At 65.9% G+C, this 12528-nt stretch carries 15 protein-coding genes; 5 read left to right on the plus strand and 10 right to left on the minus strand.

Annotated elements, in window-relative coordinates:
* Nucleotides 1-291: 291 nt before the first annotated feature.
* The 7 genes from tnpC to POL67_RS32325 all read right to left on the minus strand — a co-directional run bounded on the left by tnpC (nt 292) and on the right by POL67_RS32325 (nt 5572).
* Nucleotides 292-1785 (minus strand): IS66 family transposase, encoded by a 1494-nt coding sequence (tnpC, locus tag POL67_RS32295; RefSeq protein WP_271924190.1) that lies wholly within the window; start codon nt 1783-1785, stop codon nt 292-294.
* 65 nt (nt 1786-1850) lie between these two features.
* Nucleotides 1851-2228 carry an IS66 family insertion sequence element accessory protein TnpB gene (tnpB, locus tag POL67_RS32300; RefSeq protein ID WP_271924192.1) on the minus strand — a complete coding sequence of 126 codons (378 nt, stop codon included), beginning with the start codon at nt 2226-2228 and terminating at the stop codon, nt 1851-1853.
* The gene (locus POL67_RS32305) at nt 2225-2407 is read right to left on the minus strand and encodes a hypothetical protein (RefSeq protein WP_271924194.1); all 183 of its coding nucleotides are present in this window, start codon (nt 2405-2407) and stop codon (nt 2225-2227) included. Before POL67_RS32305 ends, tnpB begins: the two co-directional genes overlap by 4 nt.
* A 146-nt stretch (nt 2408-2553) precedes the next feature.
* Nucleotides 2554-3006: an RNA polymerase sigma factor gene (locus POL67_RS32310; RefSeq protein WP_271924196.1), complete on the minus strand. Its 453-nt coding sequence runs from the start codon at nt 3004-3006 to the stop codon at nt 2554-2556.
* 3 nt (nt 3007-3009) lie between these two features.
* The gene (locus tag POL67_RS32315; RefSeq protein WP_271924198.1) at nt 3010-3429 is read right to left on the minus strand and encodes a hypothetical protein; all 420 of its coding nucleotides are present in this window, start codon (nt 3427-3429) and stop codon (nt 3010-3012) included.
* 378 nt (nt 3430-3807) lie between these two features.
* Nucleotides 3808-4935 carry an RNA polymerase sigma factor gene (locus POL67_RS32320; RefSeq protein ID WP_271930925.1) on the minus strand — a complete coding sequence of 376 codons (1128 nt, stop codon included), beginning with the start codon at nt 4933-4935 and terminating at the stop codon, nt 3808-3810.
* A 67-nt stretch (nt 4936-5002) separates the two neighbouring features.
* Complete coding sequence (locus POL67_RS32325) at nt 5003-5572, minus strand: hypothetical protein (RefSeq protein ID WP_271924200.1); 570 nt, start codon at nt 5570-5572, stop codon at nt 5003-5005.
* A gap of 103 nt (nt 5573-5675) precedes the next feature.
* On the opposite strand from POL67_RS32325, the gene POL67_RS32330 reads away from it, so the two are divergent.
* Nucleotides 5676-5816 (plus strand): hypothetical protein, encoded by a 141-nt coding sequence (locus POL67_RS32330; protein ID WP_271924202.1) that lies wholly within the window; start codon nt 5676-5678, stop codon nt 5814-5816.
* Nucleotides 5817-6134: 318 nt separating this feature from the next.
* Here the strand turns inward: POL67_RS32330 and POL67_RS32335 are convergent, their stop codons facing one another.
* Complete coding sequence (locus tag POL67_RS32335) at nt 6135-7196, minus strand: hypothetical protein (RefSeq protein WP_271924204.1); 1062 nt, start codon at nt 7194-7196, stop codon at nt 6135-6137.
* A gap of 142 nt (nt 7197-7338) precedes the next feature.
* Here POL67_RS32335 and POL67_RS32340 point away from each other — a divergent pair, with 142 nt between their 5' ends.
* On the plus strand, nt 7339-7551 hold the full coding sequence (locus POL67_RS32340) for a helix-turn-helix domain-containing protein (protein ID WP_271924206.1): 213 nt from the start codon (nt 7339-7341) through the stop codon (nt 7549-7551).
* Nucleotides 7552-7722: 171 nt separating this feature from the next.
* Here the strand turns inward: POL67_RS32340 and POL67_RS32345 are convergent, their stop codons facing one another.
* Entirely contained in the window at nt 7723-8049 is a 327-nt protein-coding gene (locus POL67_RS32345) for a DUF6968 family protein (protein WP_271924208.1), read from the minus strand.
* A 313-nt stretch (nt 8050-8362) separates the two neighbouring features.
* The gene (locus POL67_RS32350; protein ID WP_271924210.1) at nt 8363-9103 is read right to left on the minus strand and encodes an RNA polymerase sigma factor; all 741 of its coding nucleotides are present in this window, start codon (nt 9101-9103) and stop codon (nt 8363-8365) included.
* A gap of 391 nt (nt 9104-9494) precedes the next feature.
* Between POL67_RS32350 and POL67_RS32355 the strand changes: the two genes are divergently transcribed.
* The 3 genes from POL67_RS32355 to POL67_RS32365 all read left to right on the plus strand — a co-directional run bounded on the left by POL67_RS32355 (nt 9495) and on the right by POL67_RS32365 (nt 12253).
* On the plus strand, nt 9495-11516 hold the full coding sequence (locus POL67_RS32355) for a M13 family metallopeptidase (RefSeq protein ID WP_271924212.1): 2022 nt from the start codon (nt 9495-9497) through the stop codon (nt 11514-11516).
* 92 nt (nt 11517-11608) lie between these two features.
* Nucleotides 11609-11977, plus strand: a complete 369-nt coding sequence (locus POL67_RS32360; protein WP_271924214.1) for a hypothetical protein — start codon at nt 11609-11611, stop codon at nt 11975-11977.
* A gap of 114 nt (nt 11978-12091) precedes the next feature.
* Nucleotides 12092-12253 carry a hypothetical protein gene (locus POL67_RS32365; protein WP_271924216.1) on the plus strand — a complete coding sequence of 54 codons (162 nt, stop codon included), beginning with the start codon at nt 12092-12094 and terminating at the stop codon, nt 12251-12253.
* Nucleotides 12254-12528 lie beyond the last annotated feature (275 nt).

The following is a 12528-nucleotide window of genomic DNA, read 5'->3' on the forward strand; positions in this document are numbered from 1 at the left end:
TCTACTTATAGAACGTATGAGTAGAATGATTGACGATTTTGACACCGACGAAGCGGATTCCTGGTCTGATCGTATCACCTCGCCCACCACCGTCTGGACGCTGGCCCGGCCCCGTGGCAGGCGCCGCGCACACGCGCTGTCGGCTTGGAAAGCAGGTCCCGCGCGGACGTCTACGCAACTGCGTACCCGGCAGCGTTCGTCGGATCGGCACATTCTTCGGACACACGCCCGCTCTCTTCCCGCCAGTGAATCGGCGCGGACGACCGAGGGACGCAGACGTCTACTCGCGTTCTATCCCTGAGCAGCTATCTCGTGCGGTAGCGGAATTCGTTCCCCACGCACCGCTGCCCTGATGGCCGTGCGCAGGTACGCCTTCGGATCGAGCCGGCAGAGCTTCGCGCTCTCCACAAACGAATAAAAGAGCGCGGCAACCTCGGTCCCTCGCCGCGATCGAGACCCATAGTGGTTCTTCCGCCCGACCACGACGCCGCGCTCGGCTCTCTCGGTATGGTTGTTGTCCAGCGGGATTCGAGGATCCGAAAGAAATCGCGTGAGTCCTGTCCAGTGCCCGACCATGTATTGGATTGCATCGTCCAGGCTGCTCCTGGGCACGACCGGCGTCGTCTCCGCCCAATGCTGGATGAGCTCCAGTAGCGGCTTGGATTCTGCTTGTCGCAGCGCGAGCCGCTCGGCATCGCCCTCGGGGCCGGGCCTGCACTTCGCCTCGATGGCATACAGGCCGCGGATCAAGTCGAGCACTCGCTTCGTCTCCGCGGGGTACGAAGTCTCGATCTTGATGAATTCGCGCCTCGTGTGTGCCCAGCAGTGCACGAGCGAGAAACCCTCCGTTTTCGAGAGCGACTTGTACACGGCGTAGCCGTCGCACATCACGACGCCCTTATAACCACCGAGCACCTTCCTCCCGTCCTCGTTCGAGCGGCCCTCCAGAATTCGATAGGCCGCCGCGTCGGGCGCGACCACGGACCACGCGTGCCAGCGCGAAGGCTCATTCTTGCCCAGGAGCGGCCATCGCGTCTCGTCCGCGCCGATGACGCCTCGGCTGAGCACGTATTGGAAGAGCGCTTCGTATCCCGGCGCGAGCAGCCTCGCGGCACGCTCGAGCTGATCCCAGAGCGTCTGCGATTCCACGAGCAAGCCCTCGCGTCGCATCTTGCGCACCTGGCGCTCCAGCGGAGCGTGGTCCCCGTACTTGTCCACACCCACCTCGGCGGCGAATTCAATCGAGTAACGTGCCCCCTCGAAGAGCTTCTCGGGCCCGGGTGCCGTCTCGATGCACCCGCCGCAGCCGCAGCGATACTTCTGGCGCTTGTGCCTCTTCACCACGAAGCGGCGAGGCACGACGTCGACCTCTTCCGACTCCTCGAATTGCCCCTCCCACTCGTCGAGCGCGCCGCCGCACGATTTGCAGGTCATGTCGGCGTCATCCAGCTTGTGGACGACCTCTTCGATCGGCAGTGAGAGCTGCGCCTTCGGGCCGTGGCCCTTTTGCGGCGGCTTCGGTGGATTGGGCGGTTCGGGCGGCGCGTCGCCTTCGCCATTCGCGCGTCGCTCCGATCTTTCGCCGAAGAGCAGGCGGTTCTTCTGGGCGATCTGCTGTTCGAGCGCCGCGATGCGCAGCTTCATCTGCTCGGAGTCACCGCCCTTCAGCGCGAGCAGCTCCCGGGTCAGCTCGATGATCTGCTTCGCGAGCCGCTGGTTCTCGCGCTCCAGGAGCAGGGCTGCCTGCCGGAGGATTTCAGGGTCGTTCTCGGTCTCGAAATTCACGGGGGCCTCGACTGTATAATGTCGTCAGACCCCCGGAATGTACCGACGGGATGAAAAAAAAGTTATCAGCCCCAGCGCAGGACGCGCTCGGTGGGGGCGTAGGGCGGCGGCGAGAGGGGCACGCGCAGCGCGAACTCGCTCCCCTCGAGCAGAATTGCGAGTTCGCTCGTGGTGAGCACGAGCGGGCGGTCGCCAGGCTGGGCCCAAGGCGCTGCGAAGCTGCCCTTCGCGAGGCGCTTCGAGAAGAGGCAAAGACCTGTCCCGTCCCAGTAGATCAGCTTGGCGAGCTTTCGCGTCCGGCCGACGAAGAGGAAGATATCGCCGGACATGATGTCGCGACCGAGACCCTGGACGACGAGCGCCGCCAGGGTATTGAACGACTTCCGCATATCCGCGGGATTTCGATACGCGTACACGCGGACCTGCCGGGTCGAGCCGATCACGAGAGCCTCCGGACGAGCTCGACGAGCGAATCCAGGTCGAGCCCCTCGATCAAGATCCCAGCCGGCCCTCGGACGACGAGCGGGCCGCGCTGAGGCACAGATGCAGGCAGCTCGATGACCTCGACGCGCTCGAAGGTGGGCGCCAGGGCGCGTACGTGCGGCGTGCTCCGCGTTCTCATTCGCGGCTGCCATGGAGGGCTCGTGGTATCGCGACCCCGCCCAGCGTCCAACAACCGCAATCGCCCGCTCACATCGGAGGACCTGGTGCCGCAATCGCGACGGACAACCACCGACGCTCGGGAGAACCCGGGCGCGCCCTCTCTTTTCAGCCCCGTGACAGGCTCTTGCGCAGCGCCCTGCACACGCGCTTCAGTCTGCCGTGGACGCCGCTCTTCGACACGCCGAGCCCCTCCGCGAGCTCCGCGAGCGTCTCGCCGCCGAGCACGTGCCGCACGAGCAGCTCGCGGTCCTCGTCCTTGATCCGGCGAAGCGCGCAGCGCAGGTGGACCCGCGCAAGCCCGTCCTCGGGGGCGGCTGAAGCGAGCCGCACTGCGCGCAGGTCGATGACCTCGCGCCAATGACGATGGAGACGCCGATGGTTCGCCGCGAGCTTGCGCGCCGTCTGGACCAGCCAGCCGCCTGACGTGGCGCCTCGCCGGATGGCCACGACGAACACGTCCTGACACAGGTCCTCGACGTCCGGACCGTCCACGCCAAACCGCCGGAGCGCAGCCTGGACCGCGGCAAGCTCGCTCAGCGGCTTCAGTGGCCGCGTCACGCCTCACCTCCCAGGCGCAATGAAGTAAAGCAGCCCTCGCGCGGTCGGAACGCCCGCCGATGGCTCGACGAACGGCGCGGGAAAGCCCGCTGCAACCAGCCGCAGCAGCCCACGCTCCTCCGCGGCGAGCAGCGCCCGATCCAGGAGCGCCTTCGGCACGTCTGGAAACGCCACGCGCACGAGCGACACGGGCACGCCGGACGTGTCGCGGTAGCCCGGAAATAACCGCAGAATCTCGCCGAGAACGCGCGAGACGAGATCCGGATCTGCCACCGCCCCGCGGGCCGCGCGCACCTTGTCGACGAAGCGCATCACCTCCGCGAGCTCGGCGGGGAGCAGCTCGCGCAGCACGTCGGTGGCCTGTTGGAACGGCGAACGAAACCGCGGAGGCGGGGGCGGGGACAACGAGTGCCCCTCCCCCACCGCGTGCCTCATTTGCACCCGCGAGCTCGGCGCGCTGGGGGGTTCGTCGGGACGTATCGTTCGGGGACGTTCCTGAGACATGAACGCATCTCCGTGGGTGGATCACGAGCATCACGAGGGCGGCGACCACGCGCGGGATCTCCCTTCCTCATGCCTAGACGAAAGCGACTCCGCGAAGCAGCCGTCGCCCTCGTGATGCTCGTGATCCGATAGAAAGTGCTCCTGGAAGGGCGCAACGGACGCGACTCGCCCAGAGAGGTGCCCTCGCGCCCTTCCGGGAGCGCGCAACGTAACCTTGTCGAACCTCGCTTCGCGCCGGATACGGCTCGACCAGCTATCGATGAGTATTGGGTTGGCTGGCCTGAATGGGCAACGAAATCATTGCGCCGAATGACTTTGAACTTTCAGGCTCGACATCACCTCGACGACCCGCGCCTTCAGCTCCGGATGTGGATTCTGCGGGAAGCGCTGGTCGTACCGGCGAAGAGCATCCTGCGCCGCGGGAACATTGCGAGCCAGCGCTGCACGAAATGCCTCCTCAAGGATGGCTCTCGCATCCACGAGCACCGGCTTTGTCCGCTGCGTGCTCGCTGGCAAAGGAGTGTCCGCCCACGGTGCCGGTTCGGGATCGGGGACATCCATTGGACGCGGCACAGCCGCCGCCACCACCCCAATGCGTTCGGCCAAGGGCCGCGCGTCGAGCCATGGCCGCGCTCGGAGATCGGGACGCAGGAGCAGATACATGATCACGCCCCCCACCACACCTCCGCCAAGAGAGCTGCCCGCGAGCTCCCACCAGGCAGAGCGAGAAGACCGCACCCCAGAGGCCGGGGCCTCTTGCAGCGCAGCGTGGAGCAGCCCGAGCTCCTCCGCGGAGACCGACTGTCCCCTGTCGCGCAGATGCGCGAAAAGCGTGTCGATGGTGAGCAGCGGCGCCAGCATCGCGACGCTCCGGTCTTTGCCGAGCTTCTTCTCGACACGCTCCCGGAAGTCCTCGCGAGCTTGCGCGATCCACTCTTTCGCGGTCCTCTCCGGAACGCCGACGAGCTCGCCGACCTCGCGCACGGTGAGCGTCGCGAACTCGCGAGCCTCGAGCACCTCGCGCAGGCGGGGCTCCATCTCGGTCAAGACTTCACGCACGATCCGGATACGCTCGTGCAGCGCGAATTCCTCTTCCTGATTGCCCTCCCCAGCCGTTTGTAAGACATCATCGTCGGCGATGAAGCCGCCGCGATACTGATCCTGCACGAGTGCGTCACGCGAGACCCGACGCGCAATTTCGTACAGCCACGTAGCGACCGATCCTTTGCTCCGATCGTACCGCGGCAGGCTTTCGAGCGCGCTCCGGAGAATGTCCTGCGCCACGTCGGCGCGTCGTCTGTACGGTACGGGCGCCCACGGGACCGGCAACACGCGTAGCCACTGGAGAACCCGCGGCGCGAGCACCTTCAGGGCCTCGCGCGGGTCGTCCGGGAGAGGTGGAAGCTCCCCGGTGGCTCGCTTCATGATGGCGGCACGTCGTCTCACTCCCCGGAAGTATTGGGTTGGGCGGGCCGGATGGACATCAGAAATCTTATTTGTCCTGCGGGATGCAGCAGAACGTGGCCGGAAGCACCTCGACAACCGCCCCTTGGGGTTCGCCTCCCGTCGCTTCGCAGGCGCCCGCGTGGTACTTGATGTTCGTCATGGCCTTGCTTCCGAGGGCCTCGCCGGCCGGGGTCAGGTCGAAGCAGGGACTATCCAAGGAGGACGCTGGTACGCCCCCGAGAAGAGCCACGGTGCAGGCCACGTCCGTGTAGATCGAGGCCGTGGCTGTGCAGACGCTCCCCGACACGAGACCGCAGCCACACGGGGAACAAGAGCGCTGATCGTCGAAATCACCGTAGAAGACGTGTCGCTCCGTGTAGTGCTCCCCTTCGCACGGGACATCCCCCTCCTTATAGACGCAGGCGAGGTACGCCGGGGGCACAGGCTCGGGGATACACATGGCGCCGGAGCCACACCCGGCGTGCCCGGTGTCGGTGAGGCCCTCGCAGACCGTGGCCTCCTGTGCCCAGGTGGGCGGTGCGAAATCGGCTTTCGGGATCTCAAGGAGATCGGGCTCGCAGGACTCCTCGACGACTGCAAGGGGTCCGATCGACAACGATCGAACACATGGCGCACCGTCACACAATGCGCCCGCGGGGACGGGGTTTTCCTGGGTGCAGGTTCCATCCCAATCGGCGGGCGCGTCAAAGGAGGTCGTGATGGGATCTGGAGATTTACACAGGGTGCTCTGCGCTGTGAAGGTCGAGGATGGGCTGCACTTGCCGATCGAGGGCTTGCAGATGCACGCGTCACACGCGGCAGGTGGTGCAGAGATGATCTCGGCGTATTTCGTGAAGTGAAACTCGGGCGCCACAGATGGGCAACCAGGGCTCGCGCCTCGCGGGCCAAACCAGACGAGGATCGGGTCGCTCCATCCTCCGAGCGGGCGAAAAGCGACGCACTGGCCGCCGCAGAAGTTGCCAGCTTCGGGCTCGCCGGAGTCGCTCTCCGTGCCGGCGTCGCCCGCGTCAGTGCCAACATCACCGTCAGTGCCGGCATCGAGGGGGAAGTAAATCGTCTCGGAGATCCCGCAGCTTGCTGTCGAAACTGCCGCGATGAACACCGTCAAACGCCACATGGTCACATACATCGGGGTCATCCTCGGTCGAAAAAGTACGTTAGGGTTTTACCACGGCGAAGCCGACGGAGGGCAAGACTACGCTCATCGTCCAAAGCTCTAGCTTTCCAGCATCTGTTCCGAGGCTTGAGCTGGCCCGTAGCGTCGGAGCAAATACATCGGCGTAGAGACGCAAGATGATTCGATCGCTGCGGTGCAGGTCGTAGGCACCGCGAAACCCGAACCCGGCAACCGGGGCGACTCTGCCCTGCGCGGCACGACCGCGTACCGGGGCCGCGTCGTACACGCCTCCACTTCCGAACGCACATGCGCGGAACCGCCCTGTCGGGAAGCAGGCGAGCAGCGTGCCCATCAAAAGCGAATGGTGTCCGCTGATTCCCTCAATGCTTTCAACCGGATCCACCACCCCTCGTCCTTCGAACGCAAGGACAAACGGGATGGCATCCCAGCGCACCGCGATCTGCCCTGCACCCCCCAGGGCCACGTGCGGTGTGTCCAGGAATCCGGCGACAAACGCGGCCGAGAGCTCGAGCCGGGGCGTCCAAGCCGATGGCTGGAAAGGCAACGGTCGATCGTCACGGGTGACGATGCGCGCGGGGGGAGAGTAGATGACGGGGGCTGAAGCCTGCGGCAGCGGGGGAGGACCGGAGGAAGGCGGAGGGACAGGAGGTGGAACCGGCAGAGGAGGTGGCGGCGCCCGAAGGGTCCATGCAGGCGGGAGCTCGCCGATCGGGGTCGCGAACTGCATGAAGACGCGGAGCGCGAGGGCCTCTACGAGGGTCGCACACGTGGGCGCCTCGCTCGGGGTCATGGTCTGCCACTGCGTCGCCCCTGCGGCGTCGAGGCCACGCAGCTCGGCCTCGAACTGCCCGACCTTCGGGCGGATCGTGACGGCGAGCGTGGCGCGCGCATCGTCGGGAAACAGGTCGTAGCCGAACTTCGAGTTGATGAGCGCGGCCAGGCTCGACGCCGGGGGACAGTTGAGCGTGGATGGCGCAACCGCGTATTGCAGCCGGAACGCTGGGCGCGGCGGCTCGGGGTCCGCATCCGCGCGCGACGCCGCGAAGAGCGGCGCCAGGGCTGCGAGGAGGAGAAGGGCCAAACGAGGCATCGTTCGTGGTTCGGGGTTCGTCGAGGAACGACGCCACCACAGGTTTGGCCTGGATCGGAACACGACCTGTGGACCCTCGCCCCGGGGTCCTGAGACGCTTGCCGCCATGGCGCGGCGTACGTCAGCACCCCGAATGTCGGCTCGTGAGCGGTTCGCGAAAAACCTCCGCGCCGCCCGGAAGGCCAAGGGATTGTCGCAGGAAGCGCTCGGGGAGCTCGCGGACCTGCATCCGACGTACGTCGGGTCGGTGGAGCGCGGGGAGCGGAACATCTCGGTGGACAACATGGACCGGCTCGCGAGGGCGCTCGAGCTCGACGTGGTGGATCTGCTGCGACAGCCGGTGTGACCGGATAACCGGGAGTGGCCGAACTCGGGGGGCGTGCTCCGCCGGTCGGAGTAGCTCGGGCCCGACCTGCTTCGACCGGCCCCGCGTTGATCGAGTCGCGAGGGCTGCGCCGTCGAGCACGACGCGCCGAGCACGCGCCGCCTCGCGAGGGGCTGCGCCGTCGCTTCGTGGTTATGGTTTCGGCTCGGTTGGTATATGTACGAACCCGAGGTCAGCGCTTTTAATGAAAAGCAAGCGACCTCCGGCCAAATCTGCGAGATTTTCGAGTTGGGCGGGAATGATCACGTTCAACGCCATGACAAGGGTCTGGATCGCGTCAATTCCTTTGGTGTGCCGTCGGATGACGTGATCGGGGCCAGGGCCGATGATTTCGTATTCAACCAACCAATCTGGCCCCTTTTCGTCACGTCTCGGAACCCCTAATCGAACGCGTACGACACGCCGCCGTCTTGTCCCATTCTCGATGAAGGTGAGCTTGCGCTCGGCCATCATTTGCATTTGCGGAGTCTTACGCAATTTCTAATGCAAGTCCCTAGCATGTCGTTGCTTGCGGAATAACATGCTCGCTTCATGTCCCTGTCTTGAACCTCTGCGCATCGTGCCTCGCGTGCTTCCGCGTGGGCATAGCACGCTTCTTCACACGGATCGACTTAGCCCATTTTGGGACAGGCCGGTTCGGCCGCCGCAACCGGCTCCATCTGTAGAAATGCGAAGACAATGGCCAATGGCGCCACAATGCCGGCAACGGCAGTGTTTCTTCATCGGTTGGACACGCAAACCTTCCATGCAAGCGATCTGCATTCGCTCGCCTTTATGGTAGGGGATGGCCGGTGCTGTGTCTAGCTTCTGGGAGACGTCCGTGGGCTACGCCGTCGAGCACGACCGCGCCGAGCGCATTTCCTGCCGGATGGGAGAAGCCGAGGAGCTTGCGTATCCATTCGAGGCGAGACGCGTGCCCTTCCCCGACGAGCCACAGAAGGGGCATGAAGGCGTGCAGATCATCACGCGAAAGGCCGCTCTTTTTGAGGAGGAACCCCCGAGCTCGTTCGAGACGCTTCTTCGCCAAGTCTTCCGAGATGCCGAGCTCCTCGGCGACCTCTTTGTGCGACCAACCCTCGATGCCAACGAGCATGAGCACCTGGAAATACTCGGCTGGCATCTCCTCCATGGCCTTTACGACCTTCCGCTGCACGTCGCGCAAGTGCGCGAGGCGCTCGGGGGAGGCGGTCGGCGCGGGCGTGGAGTCCGCTTCGCCGTCCTCCGCGGAGAACCGCGCGTCGTAGCGCCGCTTGGCGCGGTCGTCTTCACGCACGACGTTCGCGGCGATCCCGAGGGTCCAGGCGCGGAGATCGCCGGCTTCGGGGTCGTAGTTGGCGCGGCTCTTGACGGCCGTGGTGAGGACGTTCTGCGCCTTGTCCTCGATGCCATCGTTGCTGTTGGCTCGTTTCAGGCCCTCGCTCGCGAGGAAGCGCTCGATATCTGCGCGCACCTCGACGAGCCGGGCGAGGAAGCCTGGACGGTCCCCTGGCTTGTCCTTCGGTTTGTGCCCCATGCCCTTGTATTGGCCGCAGGGCAGGAAGGGTGACTCCGAGTTTTTCGCGAGGGGTCGTTTTTGTGGCGCTCGTGGGCTACCACACGCCGACGCCCGTCGCCATGCGTAGGACCCCCGCGGTCGGAACAGAACTCTCCCGCACAATGCGCCACGTGGGCCGACGAGACCTCGCGCACACCGGCCTTTCCTCAGTCACGAACCTCGAATGCCAGGCTGCCTCGGGCGAAGACGTACAAGATTTCGGCCGAGAGGCAGCATCGACGACGAGAACAAAATGATAGTTACAGCTCTGGTTTTTGCCCTACAATCTACAAACATGACAGGGTTGAGATATTTCATACTGACCGTTCTCGCGGCAGCGACGGCCGCCTGTGACGCCAGCCGCCCCCCGGTGGCCACCCCCGCGTCGCCCCGCCCGAGCCCCACCCCGGTGACGGCGCCAGCCCCCCCTGAAAAGCACGTCACGCTCGGCGACGTCGGCCTCGACCCGACCGCGCTCGATCGCACCGCCGCCCCTTGCCAAGACTTCTATCAATACGCCTGCGGCGGTTGGCTTGCCAAGAACGAGATACCCGCCGACCGCACCCGCGTGGGTCGCAATATCGAGATCGTCGAACGAAACCAGAACGCACTCAGAAGCATTCTCGAGAGCGCTTCGTCGCAGTCGACCGGCGATCCGGCGCTTCAGGCCGTCGGCACCTTTTACGGCACGTGCGTCGACGAAGCGGCGCTCGAGGCCGCCGGCACCAAGGGCATCGACCCCCTTGTAAAGAAAGTGCGCGCGGTGCGTGACCTGCCTTCGCTCGTCGCCGCCGTCGCCGAGCTGCACCGACACGGCATCTTTTCGATCTTCGTCATCGGCAGCGAGCAAGACGCGAAGGACGCGACGCGCGTCATCGCCCGCCTCGACCAGGGCGGCCTCGGATTGCCCGACCGCGACGACTACCTGAACGACGACGCGCGGTCGAAAGAGATTCGAACGCATTATCTCGACCACGTCGGTCGCATGATGCAGCTTGCCGGCAAGAAGCCCGCCGATGCAAAGAAGGCCGCCGACGACGTGATGGCGATCGAGACCACGCTCGCCCGCGCCTCGAAGACGCGCATCGAGCGGCGCGACCCGTCCGGCATGTACAACAAGGTCGACCGCGCAGGGCTCGCGCGCCTCGCGCCCACCTGGGGCTGGAGCGCCTACTTCAAGGGCCTGGGCTTCGAAGGCCTGCACGACTTCAACGTCACCGCCCCGGGCTTTCTGCAGGGCCTCGAGCACCTGCTCGCGTCGACCAAGCCGGCGGCGTGGCAGGCCTACCTCGAGTGGCATGTTCTGAACGCCACCGCCAACGCGCTGCCAAAGAGGTTCGACGACGAATCGTTCACCATGTGGCGGTTTTTGAGCGGCCAGCAGAAGCAGCGAGACCGCTGGAGGCGCTGCGTGACCGCCACCGACGCCGCTCTCGGCGAGTCGCTCGGCCGGTTCTTCGTCGCCCGCCACTTCGCCGGCGAGAGCCGCGACGTCGTCCGGCAGATGATCGTCGCCATCGGCGAGGCCTTCGACGAGCGCTTCGGCGAGCTCGACTGGATGGACGAAAAAACCAAAGAGCGCGCCCGCGAAAAGCGCCAGCAGATAGCCTACCTCATCGGCTACCCGAACACGTGGCGCGTCTATGATTTCTCTCTCGACAAGGAGGTGCACGCGGCCAACGTGCTCGCCGGCCGGGCCTTCGAGGTGAAGCGCCAACTTACCAAGGTGGGCAAGCCCGTCGACCGCGAAGACTGGCAAATGAGCCCGCCCACGGTGAACGCCTACTACGACCCGCAGCTCAACCAAATGGCCTTCCCGGCAGGCATCTTGCAGCCGCCCTTTTTCTCGGCCCGCTCTAGCCTGGCCGTCAACATGGGCGCGACCGGCGAGACCATCGGCCACGAACTCATCCACGGCTTCGACGACGAGGGCTCGCGGTACGACGGCAAGGGCAACCTCGCGTCGTGGTGGGAGCCTGAAACGCGCAGGCGCTTCGAGGCCAGGGCGCAATGCGTCGTCGACCAGTATTCGGCCTACGAGCCCCTGCCCGGCGTGAAGATCAATGGCAAGCTGACCCTCGGCGAGAACATCGCCGATATCGGTGGCCTCAAGCTCGCCTTTCGCGCGTATCGCGCCCTGCGAAAGAGCGCAGAAGAGCGCATTTGGGCCGACGGGTTCGACGAAGACCAACAGTTTTTTCTGTCGTTCGGCCAGTCTCAGTGCACGAAGTGGCGTGAAGAGCGGGCGCGCACGCTCTTGCAGACCGACCCGCATTCGCTGGCAAAATTTCGGGTAAACGGGTCTGTCTCGAACATGCCCGAGTTCGCCCGCGCCTTCTCATGCGCCGAGGGCAAGGCCCTGAACCCCAAGCAGCGCTGCGACGTCTGGTGAGCCGCACTCGAGCGTGAGCGGGTGCGGATCCTCCAGGTCAACCGCAAAGCGCACGGCGGCTGGGGCCGGAGCACGGGGAGAAGTGGGCGGGCGTGGGCTTCTGGCTTTACGGCGATCGTGTCGCAGGCACGATGTTCGACGACCCGACGGCCAGCGGTGCGCACCGGCTGGCTATGTGGGGCGCGCTCCGAGACGGTCGGCTGCCGCTGCGATATGATCGAAAAATCACCGCCGAGATCGCGGAGCAGCTCGTCCGAAGGGGAGCCGCGCCCATCCAGGCGATCGTGGACGCGGTGACCGCCCGCGCCCTCGCTGGCCCGACGGAGCTGACGACCGACGAGCTCGCGACACTCCTTCCGGCCCCGCCCGACCCGTCGCGACTGGCTTTCGCCCGACAGTGCCTTCGGAAGGTGGGCATCACCTGGCCCGGCTCGCCCGAGATCCCCGAGGAGCCGACATAACGGGCCAACCGAGGTTCGTCCAGGACCAACGCTCTTCAGGTGCCGGACGGCGGAAGCGGCCCGTCCGACGCGTCGGCGTCCCGGGCCGAGACCGCGTGTCCATGGGAGCGGCACATGGTCCCAAACCAGGGGCGCGTGGAGCTGACCCGGGACCACGTGCGGTTGATGCGGAACGTCGTGGGGTTCACCGCCGCCCGCGTGGACCTGACCGGGGAGCGCGTGGACCTGACCGCCGCCCGCGTGGACCTGACCGGGGAGCGCGTGGACCTGGCCTAGGACCGTGCGAGGGGTGTGCGCGTGGCGCCTGGACCCGAGGGGCGAGCGGTTGGGGTTCGGCGAAGCCATGCGTGGGGTTCCGCCGGGAGCGCGTGCGGCTCTCCGCCGGACGCGTGGACGTCCCAAGGCGGCCACACGGAGCCGAGGACGGCGCGCGTGAAGTCGACGGAGGCGCGCGTGGACCCGGGACGTGGCCCGCCTGGACCTGTTGCGGAATCGCCTGGACCTTTTGCGGAATCACCTGGACCGCTCGGCGGAGCACCTGAGATCCTGCG

The sequence above is a fragment of the Polyangium mundeleinium genome, assembly GCF_028369105.1.
GTDB classification, from domain to species: domain Bacteria; phylum Myxococcota_A; class Polyangia; order Polyangiales; family Polyangiaceae; genus Polyangium; species Polyangium mundeleinium.

Bases quoted from the DNA above. Each gene is read 5' to 3' on its own strand.
- POL67_RS32345 (WP_271924208.1), bottom strand. From the start codon at position 8,049: ATGCAAATGATGGCCGAGCGCAAGCTCACCTTCATCGAGAATGGGACA.
- POL67_RS32340 (WP_271924206.1), top strand. From the start codon at position 7,339: ATGTCGGCTCGTGAGCGGTTCGCGAAAAACCTCCGCGCCGCCCGGAAG.
- POL67_RS32350 (WP_271924210.1), bottom strand. From the start codon at position 9,103: ATGGGGCACAAACCGAAGGACAAGCCAGGGGACCGTCCAGGCTTCCTC.
- POL67_RS32305 (WP_271924194.1), bottom strand. From the start codon at position 2,407: ATGAGAACGCGGAGCACGCCGCACGTACGCGCCCTGGCGCCCACCTTC.
- POL67_RS32320 (WP_271930925.1), bottom strand. From the start codon at position 4,935: ATGAAGCGAGCCACCGGGGAGCTTCCACCTCTCCCGGACGACCCGCGC.
- POL67_RS32330 (WP_271924202.1), top strand. From the start codon at position 5,676: ATGGGATCTGGAGATTTACACAGGGTGCTCTGCGCTGTGAAGGTCGAG.
- POL67_RS32365 (WP_271924216.1), top strand. From the start codon at position 12,092: ATGGTCCCAAACCAGGGGCGCGTGGAGCTGACCCGGGACCACGTGCGG.